This window comes from Plantactinospora sp. B24E8 (assembly GCF_039871735.1).
GTDB lineage: Bacteria > Actinomycetota > Actinomycetes > Mycobacteriales > Micromonosporaceae > Plantactinospora.
The window spans coordinates 379,411-402,410 of sequence record NZ_JBDPMH010000003.1 but is presented as its reverse complement, the minus strand read 5'-3'; the positions used below and the strand labels follow the sequence as shown (position 1 = coordinate 402,410).

At 73.1% G+C, this 23,000-nt stretch carries 13 protein-coding genes; 10 read left to right on the top strand and 3 right to left on the bottom strand.

What is annotated here, in order from left to right:
* The first annotated feature begins 65 nt into the window (after positions 1 to 65).
* Together ABGB21_RS07835 and ABGB21_RS07830 are read left to right on the top strand one after the other, a co-directional pair.
* Positions 66 to 479, top strand: coding sequence for a barstar family protein (locus ABGB21_RS07835; RefSeq protein WP_347657522.1), 414 nt, complete (start codon positions 66 to 68; stop codon positions 477 to 479).
* A 185-nt stretch (positions 480 to 664) separates the two neighbouring features.
* On the top strand, positions 665 to 1,171 hold the full coding sequence (locus tag ABGB21_RS07830; RefSeq protein WP_347657521.1) for a hypothetical protein: 507 nt from the start codon (positions 665 to 667) through the stop codon (positions 1,169 to 1,171).
* Positions 1,172 to 1,228: 57 nt separating this feature from the next.
* Here the strand turns inward: ABGB21_RS07830 and ABGB21_RS07825 are convergent, their stop codons facing one another.
* Both ABGB21_RS07825 and ABGB21_RS07820 read right to left on the bottom strand, forming a co-directional pair.
* Complete coding sequence (locus ABGB21_RS07825; protein WP_347657520.1) at positions 1,229 to 1,687, bottom strand: NUDIX hydrolase; 459 nt, start codon at positions 1,685 to 1,687, stop codon at positions 1,229 to 1,231.
* Complete coding sequence (locus tag ABGB21_RS07820) at positions 1,684 to 2,862, bottom strand: hypothetical protein (protein ID WP_347657519.1); 1,179 nt, start codon at positions 2,860 to 2,862, stop codon at positions 1,684 to 1,686. Before ABGB21_RS07820 ends, ABGB21_RS07825 begins: the two co-directional genes overlap by 4 nt.
* 195 nt (positions 2,863 to 3,057) lie before the next feature.
* Here ABGB21_RS07820 and ABGB21_RS07815 point away from each other — a divergent pair, with 195 nt between their 5' ends.
* The 3 genes from ABGB21_RS07815 (at position 3,058) to ABGB21_RS07805 (ending at position 8,649) form a co-directional block, all read left to right on the top strand.
* Entirely contained in the window at positions 3,058 to 4,272 is a 1,215-nt protein-coding gene (locus tag ABGB21_RS07815) for a hypothetical protein (protein WP_347677062.1), read from the top strand.
* A 1-nt stretch (position 4,273) separates the two neighbouring features.
* A complete protein-coding gene (locus ABGB21_RS07810) occupies positions 4,274 to 6,961 on the top strand; it encodes a right-handed parallel beta-helix repeat-containing protein (RefSeq protein WP_347677060.1) in 2,688 nt (895 codons plus the stop codon).
* 206 nt (positions 6,962 to 7,167) lie between these two features.
* Positions 7,168 to 8,649, top strand: a complete 1,482-nt coding sequence (locus tag ABGB21_RS07805) for a helix-turn-helix domain-containing protein (protein ID WP_347657515.1) — start codon at positions 7,168 to 7,170, stop codon at positions 8,647 to 8,649.
* Here the strand turns inward: ABGB21_RS07805 and ABGB21_RS07800 are convergent.
* Positions 8,588 to 8,905, bottom strand: coding sequence for a YbaB/EbfC family nucleoid-associated protein (locus ABGB21_RS07800; RefSeq protein ID WP_347657514.1), 318 nt, complete (start codon positions 8,903 to 8,905; stop codon positions 8,588 to 8,590). The genes ABGB21_RS07805 and ABGB21_RS07800 overlap by 62 nt on opposite strands.
* Before the next feature lie 378 nt (positions 8,906 to 9,283).
* Here ABGB21_RS07800 and ABGB21_RS07795 point away from each other — a divergent pair, with 378 nt between their 5' ends.
* From ABGB21_RS07795 to ABGB21_RS07775, 5 genes are all read left to right on the top strand, one after another.
* Positions 9,284 to 9,961 (top strand): response regulator transcription factor, encoded by a 678-nt coding sequence (locus ABGB21_RS07795; protein WP_347657513.1) that lies wholly within the window; start codon positions 9,284 to 9,286, stop codon positions 9,959 to 9,961.
* A gap of 203 nt (positions 9,962 to 10,164) precedes the next feature.
* Positions 10,165 to 10,518: a WXG100 family type VII secretion target gene (locus ABGB21_RS07790; protein WP_347657512.1), complete on the top strand. Its 354-nt coding sequence runs from the start codon at positions 10,165 to 10,167 to the stop codon at positions 10,516 to 10,518.
* A 50-nt stretch (positions 10,519 to 10,568) separates the two neighbouring features.
* Positions 10,569 to 10,883 (top strand): WXG100 family type VII secretion target, encoded by a 315-nt coding sequence (locus tag ABGB21_RS07785; protein WP_347657511.1) that lies wholly within the window; start codon positions 10,569 to 10,571, stop codon positions 10,881 to 10,883.
* Positions 10,861 to 12,255, top strand: coding sequence for a type VII secretion integral membrane protein EccD (gene eccD / locus ABGB21_RS07780; protein ID WP_347657510.1), 1,395 nt, complete (start codon positions 10,861 to 10,863; stop codon positions 12,253 to 12,255). The genes ABGB21_RS07785 and eccD overlap by 23 nt, the downstream gene beginning before the upstream one ends.
* A 215-nt stretch (positions 12,256 to 12,470) precedes the next feature.
* Entirely contained in the window at positions 12,471 to 22,958 is a 10,488-nt protein-coding gene (locus ABGB21_RS07775; RefSeq protein ID WP_347677058.1) for a TcdA/TcdB catalytic glycosyltransferase domain-containing protein, read from the top strand.
* Positions 22,959 to 23,000: the final 42 nt, after the last annotated feature.

Below are 23,000 nucleotides of genomic sequence, written 5' to 3'. Positions count from 1 at the left end.
GTCCGCCCGACCCCGACACGGGGGTGACCGGCCCGAGACGACGATTCCGACTGTGGGAGAGCTTCATGCCGGAGGACGACCGCCTGCCTCGGTGGCTGGGGGTGACGACCGTCGCCGCCCTGACGACGGACGCGACGGTGCTGGACGGCGCCGCCTGCCGGACCCGGGCCGGCCTGTACGCGGAATGGGCCCGGGTACTGCACTTCCCCGACCACTTCGGGCACAACTGGGACGCGTTCGCCGACAGCCTCCGCGACACCCTGCCGGTCACCGGTACGACGCTCGTCCTGAGCGACGCCGGACAGCTCCTCGTCGACGAGGCACCCGCCCAGCTCGGTACGCTGCTCGCGATCCTGGACGAGGTGGCCGCCGCGGATCCCTCGTTCCGGGTGGTCCTGCAGACCGCCCCGGTCGGAGCGGCCGACCTGGTCCGGCGGCTCAGTCGCGGTTCTCGTTCACCCAGTTCCGGCCCAGGGTGAACGCCTCGACCGGGTCGCCGGTGCCGGCGCCGGGCGACGCGCCGACAGCCGGCACCGACGGCGGTGATGCCGGGGCGTTGTACGGTACCCAGCACTCCGTCCGCGAACGCTGGTAGGGGAACATGAGCGCCGCTCACCGGCCCACCTTCAAGACATCGATTTTCCTGAGCTACCCCAAACCCTGCATGGACCAGCAACAACGGTTCATCGACCGGCTCTGCGACCACCTGGACAGCCGGGGCTTCGCGCCACGCACCCTGGGCGTCACCGACTACGACATGGACGCACCGCTGAAGGCGATCCGTCGGCTGATGCGCGAGTCGAACGGCTTGATCACGGTCGCCTTCCGCCGGACGTACGTCGAACACGCGGTGGGCAACCATCGGACCGACCTGGCCGGCCGCGAGAGTCACGACCTACGGGAGGTCTGGTTCACGAGCCCGTGGTCGCACATCGAACCCGCCATGGCGTACCAGTTGGGCCTGCCGATCCTGATCCTCAAGGAGAGCAAGGTCGTCGCGGACGGACTTCTCGAACGCGGGGTTGTCGGGACGTACCTGCCGGAGTTCGACGTCGAGGACCCGGCCGAGGAGTATCTCGAGTCGCCGGAGTGGCGACAGCTGATCGGGCAGTGGGAGGGCCAGGTCCGCCAGGTGGTCGACCGCAAGGGCAACCCGCCGCAGCTCTACTGATCCGGGTGCCCTCGGGGCACGGGAGCAGACGGCCACCTTGTGGCGGGCGGTGGCCGGTCAGCCCGGGTCCGACTCGACGTACCGGGTCAGGCCGTCGGCCCGGGCCCGCAGCAGCTCGGTCAGCAGCACCCGTCGCGACGCCGGCAGCAGCGACCGGGCCACCTCCGGCGCGAAGAAGCCGTGCCCGGCCAGTTCGCCGGGGTCCAGTTTGATCGCCGCCTGCCGGTCGGGCGGCAGCAGAGCACCGTCGAAGACGAAGAACAGCGTGCCGTCCGGACCCTCCGCCGTCCAGGCGACGACCAGCAGGGCTCCGATCGGGACGTCGAGCCCGAGCTCCTCCCGTACCTCCCGGACGCAGGCGACCCGGGGTGTCTCGCCGGCGTCGACGCCGCCGCCGGGCAGGTTCCAGAACTCCTTGTACGTCGGATCGACAAGCAGGATCCGGTCGGCGTCGTCGAAGAAGGCCGCCCCGGACACGACCCTCGGCCGGGCGGGCGTACGCCCCGGCCCGGTCACCCTCTCGGATCCCCCGCCGCCTCCCCGTCGGACGCGACCCCACCGTCGGACGCGGCCTCCTCGGACGCGGCGGCGCCGAGCGTCGCGCAGGCCTGCTCCGCGACCCGTTCGAGCTGCTTGGTGGCCTCCACCGAAAGGCCCCGCTCGGTCGCCGTCCAGGAGATCCACGCCCGCGCGACCTCCGGCAGGACGTGTACGACGTCCGGGTCGCCCACCGCCTCGGGCCCGAGGCTGGACAGCCCGAGCACGGCCTGGACCCGGCGGGGACCGAGCTGGAGCGGGTGGCAGGCGGCCTGCTCGACGAAGTGCGCGACCAGCAGGTCGACGGCCCGGGTCGTCGCCCCGGTCCGGGGGAGCCCGGACGCCGCGTCGGAGTCGAGGAAGTTCCGCTTCAGGAGTTCGACCTCGACGTTGCCGGGGAACGGCTCCGGTGGCGCGGCGGCCGGACTCAACGCCCGGGCCCGGGCCAGCGTCAGGGCCCGCATCTTCCGGTACGCCTGCGGCAACGGCCTGAGCTTGTACTCCGGGTTCTCCGACAGCTCGTCCGAGGTGGCGATCGCGTCCTCGATCAGCCGGCGGGCGTACGCCGGGTCGAGCGGTTCGCTGACGATGCCCTCACCGCCGCCGTCGGCGCCGCCGAGGATGCCCCGCAGCGCGTCGACGTCCATGCTGAGGGTCAGCTCCCGGACCATGCCGCCGCCGAGGGTCCGGTCGATCAGCATCAGGATGCCGTGCGGGTCGTCGCCGTCGTAGGAGAAGGCGCAGAGCAGGATCGCCGTCTCACCGAACTCGTCGTGCGCCCACCAGCAGCCGTCGACGCGTACCCGGCCGAGGGTGTCCGTCCAGGACGGCTCCGGCTGCCCCTCGGCGACGAGCCGGTCGGCGTTCAGCCGGGCGAGGTCCCGCTGGGTGTCGACCGGACTCATCGCCTGGAAGGCGCGCAGTGCCGCCACCGCCGTCGGGGTGCGCCGTCGACCCAGTTCCTGGATGACCCTGGCGTCGGACTGCACCGCGACGGCGAGCGGCAGCGAGAGGCCCTCGGCGCTCTCGTGCGCGAGCAGCTGCGTCATCCCCTGTTCGACGGACCAGGGTCCGCCGGACATGATCGAGAAGTTCCACTCCAGGAAGTTGGCGCTGGCGGAGGTACGGATCAGGTCCGGCTCGCTGTCACCCATGTGGCGATTGTCGCAGTCGATCCCCCCGGAAGCGACGACCGTCGCCGTACGCGCCGTCGGGGTATCCGGCCGGCCGGCGGCGTCCCTGAACGGGAACATGCCGGGACATCCGTCCGGTGCGTAGACAGGGTGATGGTGGGTCGGGTCCGTCGAGGACCCGCTGGATCGTGAACTTCAGGGGCGAAGGGAAGACGGATGTCGCAGCCGACCGAGGCGTCGACGGCGGAGAAGGAGACCGGCCCGGCAGCGGCCGCCACGGCGGAGAAGGCAACCGCGACCGGGAAGGCGGGAACCGTGGAGCAGGCATCCGCCACGGCCGAGCAGGTGGGCACCGCGAAGCAGGCGGGCGCCACCGGGGCGCAGCCGGACCGGACGCCCGAGCCCCTGGCCGAACCCTCGCCGGAGGCGTCGCCGGTTGCCCGGCCGCGCAGCGCCCGGGGCGGGTTCGTCGGCGCCTTCACCCGTACCGTCCGCCGCGACCAGCCACGCTCGCCGATGGGCCAGGTGGCGATCAGCGCCCTGATCATCGTGGTGCTCGCGGCCGTGGTGGTGGCCAGCGGGGCACTGCTGCGCGGCGGCGACAAGCAGACCCGGACCGCCGCGGAGTCCAGCGCGGCTCCGTCCCCGTCCGGCACCCGGACGCCCGGCACCACACCGGTGGCCGGCGTACCCGGTGCACCCGGCCAGCCGGGTGCGCCCGGCCGTCCGGGGGCACCGGGTGCACCCGGCCAGCCCGGCGCACCGGGTACGCCGGCCACCCCGGGTGGCGGGCCGACCGGGGGCAGCGGCTCGACCGCCGGTGGCGACTCGACCGGCTCGTCGGCATCCTCCACCGACTCCAACACCAACACCGTCCGGACCACACCCAAGCCGGTGGTGACCTACACCGGCGTCGCCGGCCGGGGCTGCACCAGCCCCGGTACGACGTACACCGAGCACGGCTGGTACACCAACGGCGACGCCGGCTGGTGGACACTCGCCCACGGCAGCTACACCGGCAACGGCTGCAACGGCCAGTTCACCGACATGCCGATGTCCGGCGACGCCAACCGGGACACGGCGGGGCAGGCCATCGTCTGGGGCTTCAAGGTCGGCAGCCGGGCGCAGCAGTGCACGCTGTCGCTCTACGTACCCACCAGCGCCAGTTCTCGCGACGTGGCCGCGACCAACGCGCACTTCGCCGTCGTACACGGCACCACGATCGACAACACCACCTACGTCAACCCGTCCGGCGACAAGTACGTCAACCAGGGCGCCCACCACAGCAGCTGGGTCACGCTCGGCACCTGGCCGGTGCACAACGGCATGATCGGCGTCAAGCTCACCAACCGTGGCAACCCGTACGGTTACCCGATGACGTACCCGCACCTGGCCGGGGGTGCGGTCAAGGCGCGCTGCGTCGCCGAGTGACGTGCGGACGGCCTGGGAGCGGGTGGCGCCCCGCGGTTGGGGCGCGCATCGCAGCATCGGCGCGGCGGTTCGGTCGGCCGCGCCCGGGGCCACGATCTCGGTCCAGCCGGGCGAGTACGTCGAGCGGCTGATCCTGGACAAACCAGTGGTGATCCGGGCCGAGGGCGGCCCGGGCACTGTCCGGCTGACCGGTGCCGGTGGTCCGGCGGTCACCCTGCTCGCCGAGACCGGCGGTCTGCACGGGCTGACCGTCGAGGCGACCGACGGCGCGGTGGCGGTGCTCGCCGAGCGGGGCGCGGTCACCGTGGAGGGCTGCGAGATCCGGGGCACGGTCCAGGTGGTCGGTGACGCCGCTCCGGTGCTGCGGACCTGCCGGGTGACCGACGCCGGAGTGGTCCTCGACGACGTGAGCCGGGCCCGGCTGGTCGACTGTACGGTCACCGGCGCCCCCGGCGTCGGCATCCTGGTCCGGGGCGACGCGGAACCGGAGCTGACCGGCACCCGGGTCAGCCACACCGGCGCCGACGGGCTGGTCTTCGCCGGTGCCGCCCGTGGTCTGGTCGACGACTGCGAGGTGAGCCGACCCGGTGGTGCCGGTCTGGTGCTGCGCGAGCAGGCGGCGCCGACGGTCCGCGGCACCCGCGTCCGCGATCCACGTGGCGACGGGATCCGGGTCGAGGGTCCACCGCCGTTGGAACCGGACGGCGACGGCGGGCCGGCGGCGTCGGCCCCGGCCGCGACCGGGGCGAGCACCGGCGGTCCCCTGCTGGAGCGGGTCGAGGTGGCCCGCGCCGCCGGCTTCGGCGTCTGGTTCTCCGGGCGGGTCGGCGCGGTGCTCCGCGACGCCACGGTCACCGACCCCGGACGTACCGGGGTGCTGGTCGCCGACGCCGCCCGGGTCCGGGTCGACGGCGTCACGGTCAGCCACGCCGGGAGTTCCGGCCTCGCCGTACGCGACCGGGCCGAGCTGGCGGCCGACCGGGTCACCGTCGAGCGGGCCGGCGCCAACGGGGTCCTGGTCCGCGACGACGCGAGCGCCCGCCTCACCGACCTGCGGCTCGGCGCCACCCGCTACACGGCGGTGCACGTCGGCGGCCGGGCCGAGGTCGTCGTCACCCGCGCCGAGCTGCACGACACCCCGGAGTTCGGGGTACGCGTGGTCGAACGGGGCCTGGCCGCACTGGACCAGGTACGGATCCGGGCCGCCGAGATGGGCGGTTTCGACGTGGCGGACCGGGGTGACCTGACCGCGACCGGTTGTACGGTCGTCGGCGGCGCGACCGGGTCGACGCTGGCCAGCCGGCACCGCCCACTGCTGCGGGACTGCGAGTTCGCCCGGAACGGGCAGACCGGGGTGCTGGTCGCCGCCGGCACCGGCGCGTTCCTCTCCGGCTGTGTCATCCGGGGCAGCGGCGACGTCGGGCTGCGACTGGCCGACCACGGCACCGCCTGGGTCGACGGGTGCACCATCTCCGACACCGGCGGCACCGGCCTGGTGGTCGGCGCCGGGGCCCGCCCCACGGTCCGGTCCAGTACGGTCTCCGACACCGGAAAGAACGGCATCTACCTGCATGCGGAGGCGCACGGAGCGTTCGACGACTGCGTGGTGTCCAGGGCCGGCTACCCTGCGTTGCACGTCGGCGCCGGCGCCGATCCGACGTTCCGGCGGCTCCGGCTGACCGAGACGGCGCGCGGGGTCAGCCTCGACCCCCGGGCCGAGGCGAGCTTCGCGGAGTGCAGCTCCTCCGGGGTCGCCGCGGACGACCTGCCGGCGTCGGCCCGCCCGGCACGCACCGCCGTACTCGTCGGCGCGGCGGCGTCCGGCGGGCCGGTGCCGGGCCCGACCGCCGGCCGGGACATCCCGGCGACGGCCGGCGAGTCGCTGCCGGAGCTGCTGGCCGAGCTCGACGGACTGGTCGGGCTCGCCAGTGTGAAGCAGGACGTGAGCCGGCTCGTGAAGGTCATGCAGATGGTCCGGCAGCGGCAGGAGGCCGGGCTGCAGCCGCCGCCGCTCGGCCGGCACCTCGTCTTCGCCGGCAACCCCGGTACCGGCAAGACCACCGTCGCCCGGCTCTACGGGCGGCTGCTCGCCGCGATCGGACTGCTTGCCTCCGGTCACCTGGTCGAGGCGGACCGCTCCATGCTCGTCGGCGAGTACGTCGGGCACACCGCGCCGCGTACCCAGGCGGTGTTCCGGCGCGCCATCGGCGGGGTCCTCTTCATCGACGAGGCGTACTCGCTGGTGCCGACGGGCCAGGGCGGTGACTTCGGTCAGGAGGCGATCGTCACACTGGTGAAGCTGATGGAGGACTACCGCGACGAGGTGGTGGTGATCGCCGCCGGCTACCCGTCGGACATGGACCGCTTCGTCGCCTCCAACCCGGGTCTCGCCTCCCGGTTCACCCGTACCCTGACCTTCGCCGACTACACGCCCGAGGAGTTGGTCCGGATCGTCGGCCAGCAGGCCCGCGCCCACCAGTACCGGTTGGCGGAGGCCACCGGCGTCGCGCTGCTGGAGCACTTCTCGGCCCTGGAACGGGACGTCCGCTTCGGCAACGGCCGGGCGGCCCGGCAGACGTTCCAGGACATGACGGAACGCCAGGCCCAGCGGGTCGCCGAGGTCGCCGACCCGACCGAGAACGACCTGATGCTGCTCGTCCCGGCGGACCTGCCGGACCGAGTCGCCTGAGGGTGCCGTCAGTCCGCATCGCGGGAGGAGTTAACTGGTCGGAGGCCGTTTCACTGTGCGTTAACTCGCGCGGCCCACGCTCGTCACAAACCCCGGCCATTGTGATTAACCGCCCAGTGGGCTCACTACCGTCGGTGGCCGCGACTACGATGCCTGAGCGGGGTTGGACTGATGGCAGAACATTCGGCAGAGAAACGGCAGCGGTGGTGCTGATCTCCTCCATGTCGACGCGGGACGGGTCGACGCCCTCCCACCAACGGCTACCCGTGGCGGCGGACGCGGAGCTTCCCGCGATGATCACGCCCCGGACGACCTTCGGCAGACTGCTCCGCGAGGCACGACTGCACGCCGGCCTGACCCAGGAGGAACTCTCCCTCCGTTCCGGTCTCGGCGTCCGTACCGTCGGGGACCTGGAACGCGACCGCATCGCGCGGCCACACCGGCGGACCGTCGACGCGTTGGTCGGCGCGCTGGATCTGCGGGGCGCGAAGGCCGAGACGTTCCGGGCCGTGGCCCGGCCGGTCCGCGAACCCCGGACCGGCCCGGACGAAACCCGGTCCCAGCCCGAGCGGGCGGAGTCCTGGGGCCTGCCCGCCGACCTGTGCGACTTCGTGGGCCGGGAGGCGGACCTCGACCGGCTGCTGCTCTGGGCGGAGCGCACCACCGACCTCGGCTCCGCGCCGGTGCTCATCTCCGGCCCGCCCGGCGTCGGCAAGACCTGCTTCGCCGTGCACGCCGGTCACCGGCTCGTGGAGCACTTCCCGGACGGCCAGGTCTTCGTGGACCTGCAGGGTCTGGGCCCCCGGCCGCGTCAGCCCCACGAGACGCTGGGTCTGCTGCTGACCGGTCTCGGCGTCCCCGAGGCCGAACTCCCCACGTCGGTGGAGCACCGGACCGGCCTGTTCCGCGCGCTGTCCCGGGACCGCGCCCTGCTCGTCGTGCTCGACAACGTCGCCGACGAGGCGCAGATCCGGCCGCTGCTCACCGGCGAGGGCCGGGCCCGGTTCGTCGTCACCAGCCGCCGCACCCTGGCCGGGCTGCACGCCGGACAACGAATCCAGCTGAGCCGGTTCAAGCGTGGGGAGGCGCTCACCCTGCTCGGGCTGATCAGCGGCTGGCACCGGCTGGTCGCCCAACCCGACGAGGCGACGCAGGTGGCCCGGTTCTGCGGTCACCTACCGCTCACCCTGCGCATCGCCGGCAACCGGATGGCCGTACGTCCACAGTGGGCCTTCGGCGATCTCGCCTGGCGGCTGCGCGACGGACGCACCCGGCTGTCCCGGCTGGTCGCCGGCGACCTGGCGGTACGCCCCGTCCTGGAGAGCTCGTACCGGCTGCTGAGCCGGGACGCGCAACGCCTGTTCCGGCGGCTGGCCCTGACCTCGGACGGCATCGCCTCCGTACCGGTCGCGGCGACCCTGCTGGAGTCGGACCCCGACCGCGCCGAGCAGACGGTCGAGGAACTGGTGGACGCGAGCCTGCTCGCCCCGACCTCGTCGCCCTCGCGGTACCGGCTGGAGGATCCGCTCCGGCTGCTGGCCGAGGAACTGCTTCAGGTGCAGGAGCGGGTGACCTTCGTCCCCCGGCTGCTCAGCCAGCTGATGACAACGCCGGGACAGTCCGCCGTCAGCTCAGCTCCTCAATCATCTTCTCCATCGTGCCCGCCATCGGAGCGGTACGACGGGTGAGCAGTTCGGTGGAGCGGTCCTCGCAGTCCCGCACCGCCGCCAGCACCTGATCCGCCAGGCGGGTCGGCTCCTGCTCCATCGCCCCGGGGGCGATGGTGAGGGCGGCGAGCTTGCCGGAGCGCATGGTGGCCCGTACCGCGCCGTCCGGTGAGCTGCCGTACACCTCGACCGCCTCGAACTCCTCGCGGGCGCGCTGCACGTCGCTGCTGAACCGGGCCAGTTGCTCGGTCAACTGGCGGAAGTCGGGCATGGTCATGGACAAGTTGTATCCGCCGGTGACGGCTACCGGACAGTACCCGTTCTGGGACGTCGTGACGGGGCAGACGAGGGCCGGTCCACTCGCTATCGTCGTGGACGAGTTCGGTGAGCGGCCCGGCACATCCCGTACAGCCCGCCACCGACAAGCCGGCGATCCGCCTGCGGCCGGCCGCCCGGAGAGTGGGCGGATTCACCGGCAGATTCGGCAATTTTCGGATTTCCGCCACTGATCCCGCCTGGGCAACCCGGGCTTCTCGATCTTGCATGGGACGGGGGACACCGTTTTGGTGTCCAGCCCGCCGCCGCACCACCCGCCCCGACCGGACGGGCCGCGGCAGCGGCGAGGTGTCGGAGCAGACCCGCGGGGGAAGCAGTCATGAACAGCGTCGACGTCCGACCGGACGACGCGCGGCACAGCGGCGGGGGGCCGCTCCCGCTCGCCGTCGTGTCCGGCAACACCATCATCCGCAGCGGTCTGGCCCACGTGCTGGCCGAGGCGCCCGGGGTGGCGGTGCGGTACGGGGTGGAGAGCGTCACCGCGCTCCCGACCCGGGACGACCCGCCGGCACTTGTCGTCCTCGACCTCTACCCGCAGCGCAGCACCCGGATCGGGGCGAGCTTCTGGGCGCTGCTGCCACCGGGCAGCCGAGCCATCGCCCTGTGCCGGCCGGACGACCCGCCGAACCTGCCCGCCGCGCTGCAGGGCGGGGCACACGCCTTCCTCACCCGGGAGTCGGAGGCGGCCGAACTGCTGCTCGCGGTCGAGACCGTACGCCAGGGCGGCCTGCACGTCTCCGCCGATCTGCTCGGCCACCTGGTCCACCAGACCACTCCGGAGCCGGCCGGTCGGGAGCCCCAGCTGGCCAGCCGGGAGATCGAGACGCTGCGGTGGGTGGCAAAGGGCCTGACGCACGGACAGATCAGCCGCCGGATGGGGCTGACCGAGTCGACCGTCAGCACCTACGTCAAACGGATCCGGACCAAACTCAACGCCGGCAACAAGGCCGAACTGACCCGGCGGGCGATCGAGCTGGGCTACGTCTCAGCCCGGTGAGCAGGCGGCGCGGTGGACCGGCCCGGCGGGTGGTCCCGGCGGGGACATCCGATTGGTAACTCGCGGGGCCGTGGCCACGGTGTGAACCTGGACTGGGTCCGTCGGCCCGCGCCGCGGCAGCGCCCGGGGTCCCGACACCACCCGGGTACGGCCCGACGGTCCCGCGAGCACCAGGAATCGACCGTACTCCATATGGAGCAGCCATGACCATGCCAGGCTTTCGCGTCACACCGGAGATGGTGCACGGCGCCTCGATCAACTGCAGTCAGACCGCCGACCAGGTCTGGCAGCAGCTCGCCGTACTGCGCAACTACGTGGTCGGCCTGGAGGCGACCTGGCACGGCATCGCCCAGGACACCTTCCAGCAGCTGATGACCGACTGGGACATCTACGCCCGGATGATGCACGACGCGCTGACCAACATCAGCCTCGGCCTGCAGGGCAACTACGTGAACTACACCGACACCGAGGCGGAGAACGTCCGCAACCTGCAGCCGGTCAACGGTCAGCTGATGCCGGGTCAGGCCGGCTTCGACCTGCCGCCGGCCCGGTTCTGACCCGCCGATCCGCCCGTCCGTCCACATCGTCGCCCCCGAAGGAGACCCCAATGCCCGGCGGCATCGACTCCCGCGAAATCGCCGTACCCCTGGACCTGGAGCACGCCGGTCCGTACCTGAACAACATGGCCCAGACCATCGAGGACGAGCTGATCAAGCTGCGCAACCAGCTCCAGCCGGTGCTGGACAACTGGGACGGTGAGAACAAGCGGTACTACGAGGGCCTGCAGCAGGAGTGGAACGTCGCCGCCGAGGGACTGCTCGGGCCGGAGGGCGTTCTCGGTCAGATCGCCCGCGCGATGAACATCACCTGGCAGAACTACACCGACTGCGAATGGGCCAATGTCGAAACCTGGAAGCACTGAGGTCCAGCCCCGCTGCCTCGTCACCGTCGTCGGCACCGGCAAACGGGTCGACCTGGCGGTACCCGCCGACGCGCCGATCGCCGAGTACGCCGACCTGCTGGCACGGCTGGTCGGGCAGGACTCCGACGAGGCGCTGCCGCCGACCTGGAGCCTGGCCCCGGTCGGCTCGCCGCCGCTGCCGGTGACCAGCTCGCTGACCGGCGCCGGCATCGTCGACGGCTCCGTGCTCTATCTGCGCGACGTCCTCGACGGCGAGGCGGACGAGCCGGTCGTCCGCAGCGTCTGGGAGGTGGTCTCGGAACTCGGCAAGTCCGGCCGCGGCCCCCGGTGGGACATCCGGGCCCGGGGCCGGGCCGCGATGCTGCTCGGCGCCGGCTGGATGCTCGTCTTCCTCGGCTACCTGGGCGTCGTCGGCCGCAGCCGGTTCCTCGTCGCGATGCTCGCCGCGATTGTCGGAATCGGGCTGGCGATCACCGCCCGGCTGCTGCAGCCGTACCCGAGGGTGCTGCCGCACCACCTGCGGACGCTGCTGGGCTGTGCGGTGGTCCCCTGCATGATCGTGGTGTCGCTGCTGAGTCTCGGTCCGCCGAGCTGGGATGTCCGGCACCTCGTCTACGGGCAGATCGGGACGGTGCTCGGCCTGGTCATCGCCCTCGTCGCGGTGCCCGGGGTGATGCTCGCCGCGGTGACGCTGCTGGTCGTGGCCGCCGGCACGATGACCACACTCGTGATCGCGCTCGGCGCCACCCCGTCCGCCACCGCCGCCACGGCGGTGACCGTCGGCACGCTCTTCCTCGCCGTCGCTCCCCGTACCGCCGGTCTGCTCACCGCCGCCTCGTGGCTGCGGATGTCGTCACCGACGGTGGAACCGGACGCCGACCCGGACCGGCTCGGCGACCGGGTGCTCCGCGCCCAGCGCACCCTGGTGCTGCTGATGGGGGTCACCTCGGCGTACGTCGCGGTGGCGCTGCTCGTGCTGACCCGCGACACCTCGGTCTTCTCGCTCGCCCTGGCCGCGGTGGCCGTGGTGGCGCTGCTCGTCCGGGCGGGCACGTTCGAGTTCACCACCGAGGCGATCGGGCCGGTGGTGGCCGCGATGGCGGGAGCGTTCGGGCTGTTCGCCGCGCTCGCGCACTGGACCGCGACCGAACCGCTGGTGCTGCCGCTGGCGCTGCTCGCCGGCGTGGTGGCGGTCAGCGTCGGGGTGCCGGTGCTGCTGTGGCGCTCCGGTACCGGCGGGGTCGACGACAGCCGCCACCAGCGGTCACCGTTGCGGGCGCTGCTGACGACCTGTCAGCTTCTCCTGCCCCCGCTGCTGCTCGGCGTCTACGACGTCTACGCACTGCTCTGGAACCTCGGCCGCAGCTTCTGACCGACGTCCGGTCCGGGGTCGCCGTCCGGGTGCGCCGCCACGAACGGGGACGCTGTCGCCACGTGACGTACGGGCCCGTCGAGGGCGAGCCGCCGTGCCCGACCCGGGTACGGCGGCTCGCCGTTCTCCCGGGTCCGTGACCGACGACCGCGACCCGCTGTGAAGGGAAAACCGATGAACTGCTTCCGTCCCGCCCCCGGCACGGTGGTGACCCGGTGAGCGAGGGGACCCTGGCACCACCGCCCCCGTCCGGCTCCGGCAGCCCCTCGGCGACCGGCGGTCCGGCCGGGCCGCAGCGGTTGTCGAACCGGTGGGGACGGACCGTCGGGCTCTCCTTCGGCGGGTCGGACAACGACCTGGCCGACCTGGTGGCCCGCTGGATCGCCGACTGCGACCGCGCGTACGCCCGCCACCACGAGGCACCGTCCGACGGCACGGCGCGGTTCCGGGACCTCACCGTGCCGTGGGTGGCGGAGACCCGGACGTTCGCGGTCGTCTCCCCACCGGCAGTCGACGGGGCGACCCTCGCCCGGCTGGTCGCCGACGAGGGCTCCTTCGCCGGCGAGTACGCCGACCCCGACCTGCCGGTCCGGTCCATCGCGGTGATCGGCGGGACCGTCGGGGCCGACTTCGGCACCGCGCTGCGGGCGCGTGGCTTCGACGTCACGGTCTACACGTCGTCGACCACCAGTGGCGTCGTCCCGCAGGGCACCGACGACACGTACCCCCGGGGTGGTTTTGTCGTCGAGGCCGGCGGCCACCTCACCGTCTTCGGCAGCGGGCTGACCCGGTCGCAGGCCGACATCACCACCCGGGAACTCGTCGAGGCGCACCGCCTCGGCTGGCGCTACGCCGGGACCCCGACCGCCGACGGCCGGCCCGTCCCGTTGCTCGACCGGGTCGGCACGCTCGACCTCGTCGACCGGGTCCACACCGCCGCCCGTGACCAGCTCGCCCAGGATCCGACCCGGCTCGACCTGGCCGGACTGACCGGGCTCGCCGGCCGGCACGAGCAGCCGGACATCGTCGTCCGGGTGGTGGTGGAGCGGCTGCGCGCCGCGTCGCTGCTGGACCGGGTACGGGCCGTGACCGACCTGGTCCGCGACGAGGACGGGCGGTGGCGGGCGGCGCCGGTGCCCCCGCACGTGCGACGCACGTACACCGCGGTCGGCCACCACGACGCCGACGGCACCCGTCCGGTGCGGTTCGGCAGCGGACTTCCGCTGCGCTCGGACGACGCCACCCGCCCGCCGGCGCGGCTGACCGTACCGGTCGGCGACCCGCCGGCGGACCCCCGCTCCTCGGTCGACCTGGTCGCCACCGCCTCGTGGCTGGCGGAGACGACCTTCGACCGGTCCCGGTCTCCCGGGGGCCAGCGGCCGCCGGTGGTACGGACCAGCGGGGCGACCGCCCGACCGGTCGTGCTGACCCGGGAATCGCTGCGTGCTCTGGTCGCGGAGAACCTGCGGGTCCTCGGCCTCGGTCCGGAGGAGACCGAACGGCTGACCGGACGGGTGGTCGCCGGCGCGGCGTACGGCGGATCGACCCCGGGCGGCCGGGACGGCGCCGGCCCGGACGGGCAGACCCTCGTCGAGGTGTCGGAGGAGAACGTTCCGCCGGTGACCGGCTTCGGCCGCTGGGCACCGGCGGCCGACCCACCGCCCGGCGTCGCCCCGGAACAGCTGGCGTTGGCGCTGTTCCGCACCGCCGTCCGTGGCGAGCTGACCGCACGCGGGCTGCTGCCGACCCCGACCGGGGCCGACCCTCGGGTGGCGGACCGGGTACGCGCCGAGGCGGTCCGCGCCCACCGGCTGGAGCCGGTGGACCGGCTGCTGCTGACCGAGACGGTACGGGCGTCCGGCAGCGACATCGCCGCCGAGCACGCGGCCCTGCTGGCCGTCGAGTCCGTGGCGGCGACCGCCCCGCCGCCCGGTCACGCCCTCGCGGTGTCCGAACTGCGGTCGGTGGTCAACACGCTACCGGCCACCCCGGACGGCGTACCGACCCCGGCGGACCACCTCGCGGCGGTCGCCGGCCTCGCGGCAGCCCTGCACGGCACCGACTCGGTCGACGGTCTGGCCGCGCCCACCGACAGCGACTCGGTCGCCGGCCTGGCCGCGCCCGGTGACAGCCCGGCCGGAACCGGCGGCTGGGCTCCGGTGGCGTCGCTGGCCGGACTCGCCCACGAGGTGAACCGTCCCAGCCGGCTCGACCCGCTGGACGCTTCCACCGCGACCGGTCCCCGGCTCGCGCTGGTGCTGCTACGGATGCCCGACGGGCAGGACGACCAGGCGCTCGCGCTGGTCGCCACCACCACCGGTGTCCGCTGGGTCGATCCGCTGCGCCGCCGGATCCATTCGGTGGGCGAACTGCCCGCACCGGTACGCGACGCGGTCGGCGCCAGCGCGGTGCTGGTCGACGTCGACGGTCGGATCCAGCCGGGCGGTGACAACTCCTGGTCGACCGGCACACCGGCCGGGAGCGGACCGGAGCCCCACGAGGCCGCGCCGCCACCCGGGACCGCCGCCCCGCTCGGTGGTGGTCTGCTCCGGCTGCTCGACGACCTCGTCGACAGCAGCGGACCGGCGGACCGGGACGCTCTCGTCGCGGCCCGGCAGTTCGGGTACGAGGTGGCGGGTCACCTGCTGGCCGCCCGGACCGGTACGACACCACCGGTCGGGGAGATCCCGGCCCACGCCGCCGCCGACCGGTCGGTCGCCACCACCGTCGAACTGATGACCCTGCTGCACGTGCAGCTCTCCGACGTGCTCGCCGACCAGGCGAACCCGGGCGCGACGGTGCGGTCCGGGACCACCCTGCTCGCCCGGCAACCGATGCTGACCCAGTGGGAGGCGGCCGGCCCGCAACTGCAGGACTTCCTCGTCCAGCACGCGCCGGTGATCCGTGACCTCTTCGCGGCCGGTTTCACCGCCCGGTTCCCGGACTTCGCCGCCGATCTGCGGGCGGAACGTGGGCTGCCGGACGACACCGAGCTGGACCTCTGGACGGTGCCGCTGCTCGACGCACGCACCGGCGTACCCGTCACCACCGCCGGGCAGTTCGTCGCGGAGCTGCTGCACCCGGATCCGACCGCACCGCGGATCACCCCCCGGACGCTCGGCCTGGCCCTCTCCCCCGGCGGCGCCGACCTGGATCTCACCCCGGCCACGCCGGAACCGGAGCCGGAGCCGGATCCCGATCCGCTGCCGAGTCCGGACCGCGACCCGGCGCCGGCACCAACGCCAGCACCGGCCGCTGTTGTCCCCTTCCCCCAATCGGAGGCGGACGGCGACAGCCTCCTGCTGATGATGGAACGCCTGCGCCCCCTGCGGGAGTACGCACAGCGCGCGGCGGAGACGGAGTCCGCTCCCACGGTCGACCTGGTCGTGGTGGCGGCGTCCGGTGCCGCCGACCGGGTCTGGGTCGAGGTCCGGGTTCCGGGCCGGGTCGATCCGGTGAGTCTCGGACCGGATCCGACAACCAGTGGCCTGCTCGACCCCACGCTGCGGGTCGCGGCGACGATCCGGGTCAACCCGGAGCAGTTGACCCGCGCCGTACTGTTCAGCCTCGAACACTCCGACCTCTGGGTGCGTTCGCTACGGGACGGCAACTCGGAGTTCGTCCGGAGGTTCGCCAGGACCGCCGTGGGTCACCCGATCACCGACGCGCCGATGGACGCCACCGTGGGCGAGTTCGTCACGGCAATGCTGGGCCACTCCAGCCGGACCTGGTCGGACGCGACCGACCCGGTCACCACGTTGGAGCGTACGGACGCGGCGGCCCTGGCCTCGGCCGCGTCCTCGCTGGCCGGGCGGACCGACCGGACACGGGTGGACGAGGCCCGGTCGTGGGCGGCCCAGCAGGTGGCGCTCGACCACCAGCGCCCGCTGGTGACCGGGTACGTCGGCACCACCCGACGAGCACAGCTGGACCTGCTCGACTCGTTCACCACCCTGGTCGCGGCGGAACACGTCGCCCGTGGCGAGGGCGCCGCGCGCGACCTGTCACAGCGGCTCGGACGGACGTACGGCACCCTGCGCGGCTTCACCCTGCTGCCCCCGCCGGCCCGACGGTTCGACCTGTCCCGACCCGAGCCGCAGGAGTGGGTGACGAGATTCGTCGAGCTCGCCCGCCCCCTGCAGGAGTACGCCCGGGAGGAGGCCGGCAACCCGACCGCCGACATCGAACTCGTCCTGATGGCCGCGCCGTCCCGGGTGCTCGCCACCGATGCCGCGTTCAGCCCGGGACACGCGGTGGTGGCGATCCGGCTGCCGAACGGGCGACAGGTCGCCCTCGGGTTCTATCCGGACGAGGGCCTGTTCGGCGCGCAGGGCAGGATCAACGACGACACCCGGTACCTGCTCGCCCGGCACGCCCGGGTGCTCGGGGTCCACCACATCACCGCCGGACAGCTCGCCGACGCGTACCTGTTCGCCGTGGCGCGCTCCGGGGAGAACTACCATCTGTTGACCAGCAACTGTGTGGTCTTCGCGACCCGGCTCGTCGGCGCGGCGCTGGGGCGGGACGTCGTCGACCCGACGGTCACCACGCCGGACAACCTGATCGCCACGCTGAGCCCGGACTCGAACTGGTCCTGGGCCGACAGCAGGAGCCCGGACATCGTACGGCTGACCCCGGTGCACCGAGACCAGCTCGACGCCGCCCGCCGCCACCTCGACCTGCTGGGCGAGCGCACCGAGGCGTACGGCGAAGCCCTCGCCTGGGCCGGATTCCAGGTGGCGGTCGACCACCAGCGTCCCCTGGTGACCCACCGACCCACCCCCCGGCAGACAAGTCAGTTCGCGCTGCTCGACGCGTTCACCACGATGGTGGCGGCCGAGTTCCACGCCAGCGGGGGGACCGCCGCCGCCGCGCTCTCCCGCGCACTCGGGCACGCCTACGGCACGCTGCGCGAGCCGACGTCGACCGGAGGCGCCGCCGCGTACGAGGTCGAGGAGCCGGACCTCGGGTCACCGCGTCTGCCGGAGGACTCACCGCGCCTGCCGGAGCAATCGGCGCGCCTGCCGGAGGGCGGGCGGCCGGCCCGGGCGACGCCGCCGTCCGGTCTCGCCCTGACGCCCGACGTCGACGAGGAGCCGCCCGCCGGCGAGGTCCTTTTCAGCGCGGGCAGCGACGTGTTCCGCTCACCGCTCCCGACGTTCGGGGACCGGTCCCGTCTCACCACCGGCCGGGCCGGGCCGGGTGAGCCTGTCCTGCCGCCGGCGAACTTCGGCACCGACCGGCGGCCGACCCCGGCAGCCGCGCTCGGTGGCCCGGCCGAGACGGTGCCGGCTGGGCCGTCGCCGGCCGAGACGGTGCCAGCCGAGACGGTGCCGGCGCTCGGTTGGGGGGCCGCCGGTCCGGTGCTGCCAACCGAGGACGAGCTCACCAGGGCACTCCGCAAGCGCAGCCAGGAGCGCTACGAGCAGCTGTTGGCGCAGGCGCGCGACCTGTATCCGGAGGGGGCGGGCCGGTCGCTGCGGCTCGAGCTGCCGGGCCTGCGCAGCACCGCCTACGTCCTGGACCGGTACGGCCCGGACGAGGCCGCCCGGGTGGCACGCTGGTACGCCACCGGCGAGTCACCGCCCGGAACGGACACGCCCCGGCTGCCGGCGACGCCACCCGTTGTCGACGACGAGTTCCTGACCCGGGTCAACCGGTGGCTCACGGACCACGACCATCCGCCGGTGGACGCGGCCGAGGCGACCGCGCACCTCACCGAACTGCGGCAACAACATCCCCTGCCGAGCAACCCGGTGGGGTTGGCGGAGTGGACCGCGCACCACATCCGCACCGGCACCGTGCCGGGCCTGGACGGTGGCAGCCACGACAGGTCGGCGTCCCTCCCCGCAGGGATGGCCTGGTGGTCGGCGCCCACGCCGTCCGGTGCGGGCACCACGGCCAGCGGGATGGCCGAAGACGCGGGCCCGCCGACGGTAGAGCAGCTCACCCGGTTCCTGGTCGATCGGTACCGGCCGAACGCGCGGGGCGTGGGCGGACCGGCCGGGCCGGCCGGCGACGGTACCGTCGGGTCGATCGGTCCTGACTACTTCGGCACCCGAACCAGCCCGGAGCCGCCGGCGTTCCTGTGGAACTACGACTTCGACGCCTTGAAGTCGCGGCAGCGGGCCGGATTCTTCCGGGCCATCTCGTTGACCAACGGCGGCACCCCGAGGCGGGCTGACGTCGACCCGAGAAACCTGGTCGCCGACCCGGACTCGGTCGTCGGTGAGCCCCGGATTGCCGGGGTACGGGCGGGACGGATCACGGGACGCCGGATACCCCGCATCGTGCACGCGATCTGGTTGGGCGGGCCGTTGACCGGCGAGGGACAGCACGCCCAGTCCCGCCACAACCTCGAACGTGTGGTCGAGGCGTCCGGGGGTTACCAGGTGGTGTTGTGGACCGACGTGCCCCGGGCGCAGATCGAGCGGGCCCGCGGGATGCACCCGCCGCCCCGGCCCGGGACCGTCGAGGCGAATGTCCTGGACATGGTGAACTGGGCCCGAGAGCACGGTATCCAGTTGGTCAACGTGGACGAGGTGTTCGCCGGCCCGAACGCGATGTCGGTCGAGGCGCTCTACCGCAGTGAGATGTCCCGACGTACCGGTGCCGGTTACGGAACCGCCAGTGACCTGCTGCGAATCGAGATCCTGGAGCGGTTCGGCGGTGTCTACACCGATGTCGACAACCAGATCCAGGGTCCGTTGGACCCGATGTTGGAGCATGTGCTGGGCACGCCCGGCGGGTACGGGTTCGCCCGGCTCATCACCCGGGTCAACAACGCGGTGGTGGTCGCCGCCGCCAACACCGGGCTGGGACGGGCGTACGCCGCCTCCGTGTCGGACAACTACACCCGGCCGGCCGGGATCAACAACGTGCTCGACCCGAGTCGAGAAATCCCCGCCAACGTCCTGGCACTCGCCCGGCAGGTGCACAGCCACGGCTACACCCAGGTACGCAACGAGGTGATCCACCGTACCGGCCCGTCCGAGCGGGTGCTCGGGCCGATGGCCCGACAGCTCCGCCTCGACGGTCGGTGGCAGTTGCCGGACCTGGGCGACGAGGACCGGTTCTTCTCGATCGGGCAGGAGCACACCTGGCTCGCGGCGCCGACAGCGCCGCCTCCGGTGGTGGACGCCGCGGCGACCTACGCGCGGATCGCCGACGTCGCCTCGACGCTGGTCGCACAACTGCACAACAATCCCGGCAACCTGAACCTGTCGATGGTGCGTCCGGTGGTGGAGCAGGACGCGAACCCTGCCGTGGTGTGGGACGCGGTGATCGAGTTCATCGCGGGTCGCCGGGAACTGCGTGAGCGGATCACGTCGGTGAGCGACTCCTTCGCCGGTCGCCAGGACCCGATCACCCGGGCGCGGCAGATCACCCCGGTGGTCCTGCCGCCCCGGGCAGCCGCCCTGCTCGGCCAGCTTGTCGACGCCGCCCGCGATCCGCTGGGGCGGGTCAGTCACGAACGGGGCGACGACCGCGTCCGTTGGGTGCGACTGCGGGATCCGTCGACCGCGACCGGGCTGCCGCCGGCGTCCGTACCCACCGGCCAGGGCCGGGGCGGGCGGTCCGGGACGAGCCGATCCGGAGCAGGTTCCTCCGGGGCAGGTTCCTCCGGGACCGGCTCGTCCCGCTCAGGTTCCTCCCGGCCGAACGTCGGCACGTCGTACCGTGGACCCGACCCGTCGCGGTTCGACGGCTCCGGCTCCTATTGGGCCGGTGCGGCCCCGGAGAGCGGGCCGGACCAGGTGGTCCCGTCACGGTTCGCCGACGACAAGACCGTGGGGGCCGCGTACCCGTGGCTGACGGCGGTCAATCCGGACGCGTCGGTCACGAACTGCGTGCTGACCGCGATGGTCACCGACATGAACCTGGTGCCGGGTGAGGAACTGGTCTGGCAGGCGCCGGCCGAGGGGATCATGCCGGAGTCGCACCTGGTCGAATACCAGCGGGACCGGCTGGGCCTGCCGGCCACGGACTCAATCGTGTACCGGACCGCCCTGGAACCGGTGCTGACCGTGATGGGCGCGGCCGAGGTCGGAGCGCGGGGCATCCTGCTGGTACGCCCGCCGACCCCGGCGTCCGCCGGAACGGAAGGAGAGGCTGGGGCCGGCGTCTCGCACGCGTTCAACCTGGTACGGGACGCGCACGGCGTCGTACCCCTCGACGGGCAGCGTGGCGGTCTGGCCCGGATGCCGGCGGAGGTCGGGGAACTGTTCTTCCTCCCGCTGACCCCCGGCATCAACCCGCCACCGGGCTCGACCCGGGTCGACCCGGACCAACTGACGGGTGGGGAGGCCGGGCTCGGCGGCCGTGAGACCGAGGTGCACAGCGGCTACCTGACCTTTCCCGACAACGTCGACCGGCGCCGCCTGCCCTGGCTGGCCCGGCATCCACAGACCGGCATCGAGGTGGTCCTCGACCGGGGCACGTTCCGGTTCCTGCACAACGGTCAGGTCTGGCAGGACGTGCCGGGCCTGACGGAGCAGCAGGTACGGGATACCGAGATTCTGCCGATCATGGAGTTCGTCGACACCAGGCCGTTTCGCATGCTGCCGGGTGAGATGGGCATGGACCGGTGGGACGCGGCCGAGGCCCTCCGCCAGGCGATAAACCAGATCGCCCGCTCGTCCCGCCGTCTTCTTGCCCCGAATTCGCGGGAGTACTCGGTCCGGCTCACCGACCTGCTGCGGGCCGTCGACGGGTGGACGCTGCACGAGCAGGCCCGGCACGCCCACTTCGTTCCCGTACGGCCCGGCAACGTCCCCGACCTGTACGCGCACATGAGCTTCGGCGCCCGGCTCCGGGCCCTGAGGACGATCATCTCCGGGGTGGCCGGGATGACCTGGCTGGAGAACCCGAGGTTTGACGCCGAGTGGGCCGTCGAATTCGCTGAGGAGATCACCAGCGGGCTGCGACAACGGGCGCAGCTCTCCCCGGCCGAGGTACGGGACATCGAGGGACTGCTGGCCCTCGCCGCGATGCAGGTGACCGGGGTGATCCTCAGCACGACGGCCCGGAGCGCCGGGAAACACCACGTGGCACTGGTCGCCCGGCAGCCACTGTGGCGGATCCGCCAGGGGTTGAGCCCGGCGGCGAGCCGGGTGGTCCACGACTACGCCTCGTGGATCCGCGCCGTCTTCGAGCAGCGTTTCGGCGAGCAGTACCCCGACTTCGAGCAGGACCACCGGACCTTCACCGGCCGGCAGGGCGGGCCCGCCATCAGACCACTCAGCGTCGCCGGTGCTGGTAGCTACCTCGACAACGCTCTGCTGCACACCGGCGCGGTCCGCCGGAGTCAGGGCGAGATGCTCGGGGTGAACAGCCAGTTCGACAACCTGGTCGACGGGCTGATCGTGCTCGAGGCGCGGGCGCTGGGCTTGCGTTTCATGGACCTGGGGCCGCTGGAGCGGACGTACTCGGACCTCGAGCGGATCGTCCGGGACGCGCACGTCGAGGCGGCCGGTCTGCCGACCGCCTCTCATGGTTTCCCCCTCGGGCCGGTGTCCCCGGACGGGGTGCCGGTCGGGGCCGACGGTGTCCCGCTTCCGGTGGTGTCGCGGCTCGAACCGGGCGGGAACAACGTGTGGTACGCCGACGGCGCCGAGGTGTTGTGGCGCCAGGTGCCGGAGGCACGGGACGGTTGGGCCCTGCTCACCGATGCCGAGTTGACGCAGTTGGCCGGGCGGCCGTTGCTGGAAGCCGGCCGGGGTGTGCCCCTGCTGGTGCACCCGGCCGGCCAGTTCGTGCGGGTGCCGGTGAGGCAGGCGGAGGGCGCGGTCCGCGAGGTCCTGCTGACCCCCGAGCAACTGGCGACGATGCTGGCGGCGCTGCTGCCGGCCGGCGCGGACGTGACGCTGCTCTCCTGCGCGACCGGGGCACTGCCGGACGGGTTCGCCCGGCGGTTGGCGCAGGCGGGCGGCTGGCACGTGGCGGCCCCGGTGACGGACCTGTTCGTCAGCCTCTCCGACGAGCGGGCCGAACTCTTGACCGTCGGCGGGGAGAGCTGGCTGCTGTTCACCCCGGGCAGCGAACCGTGGGATGTCGTCAACGACGAGCTTCCGCTTCCGGGCGGATCCGGTGGTCACCTCACCCTACGGAGTCCGTACGACGCCACCGTCCGGCATCCGTTCGACGGCATCGGCGCGGTACCGTCCGCCGGCACTCCCCCGACCGCCGCCGGCTCCCGAACCGCCGGCACTCCCCCGACCGCCGCTGCTCCCCCGTCCACCGAGGCCGACCTGCCGGAGACCGTCCGATCGCTGCTGAACGTGGCGCGGAGGCTGCCCGAAGGGGCGTACCGGGCCGGCGGTCAGCCGTTGGTCGACTTCCTCGACGCCCGCTTCATGGAGATCCGTCACCGGGGTCAGCCGGAGATGGAGGGGATGGCGGTCGCCGACTGGTTCAACGAGGCGGTCGCCGGAGGTACGGCCGGCGTCCTCCGCACCGACTCGTGGCGGCGGGTGCAGGTGGCTCTCGAGATTGCCAACGACAGCGGCTTCGTGGTGGTCCTGCCCGACGACACCCATCCGCCGTCCGTGCTCGCCCACGGCGAGGACGGGCAGCTCTGGCAGATCAGCTTCACCCCGGAGGGACCGGTTCCGGTGCCACTGACCATGGACGGGACGCCACCGCCCCGGCAGATCATGGTTTTCAACAGGTGCAGCGAGGTGCTGCTCCTGCCCGGCGGGTAGGCCGACGCCCCCGCAGCGTGCGGCCCGCCGCCGACGAGACGA

Bases quoted from the DNA above. Each gene is read 5' to 3' on its own strand.
- ABGB21_RS07835 (WP_347657522.1), top strand. From the start codon at position 66: ATGCCGGAGGACGACCGCCTGCCTCGGTGGCTGGGGGTGACGACCGTC.
- ABGB21_RS07830 (WP_347657521.1), top strand. From the start codon at position 665: ATGGACCAGCAACAACGGTTCATCGACCGGCTCTGCGACCACCTGGAC.
- ABGB21_RS07820 (WP_347657519.1), bottom strand. From the start codon at position 2,862: ATGGGTGACAGCGAGCCGGACCTGATCCGTACCTCCGCCAGCGCCAAC.
- ABGB21_RS07815 (WP_347677062.1), top strand. From the start codon at position 3,058: ATGTCGCAGCCGACCGAGGCGTCGACGGCGGAGAAGGAGACCGGCCCG.
- ABGB21_RS07800 (WP_347657514.1), bottom strand. From the start codon at position 8,905: ATGACCATGCCCGACTTCCGCCAGTTGACCGAGCAACTGGCCCGGTTC.
- ABGB21_RS07795 (WP_347657513.1), top strand. From the start codon at position 9,284: ATGAACAGCGTCGACGTCCGACCGGACGACGCGCGGCACAGCGGCGGG.
- ABGB21_RS07790 (WP_347657512.1), top strand. From the start codon at position 10,165: ATGACCATGCCAGGCTTTCGCGTCACACCGGAGATGGTGCACGGCGCC.
- ABGB21_RS07785 (WP_347657511.1), top strand. From the start codon at position 10,569: ATGCCCGGCGGCATCGACTCCCGCGAAATCGCCGTACCCCTGGACCTG.
- eccD (WP_347657510.1), top strand. From the start codon at position 10,861: ATGTCGAAACCTGGAAGCACTGAGGTCCAGCCCCGCTGCCTCGTCACC.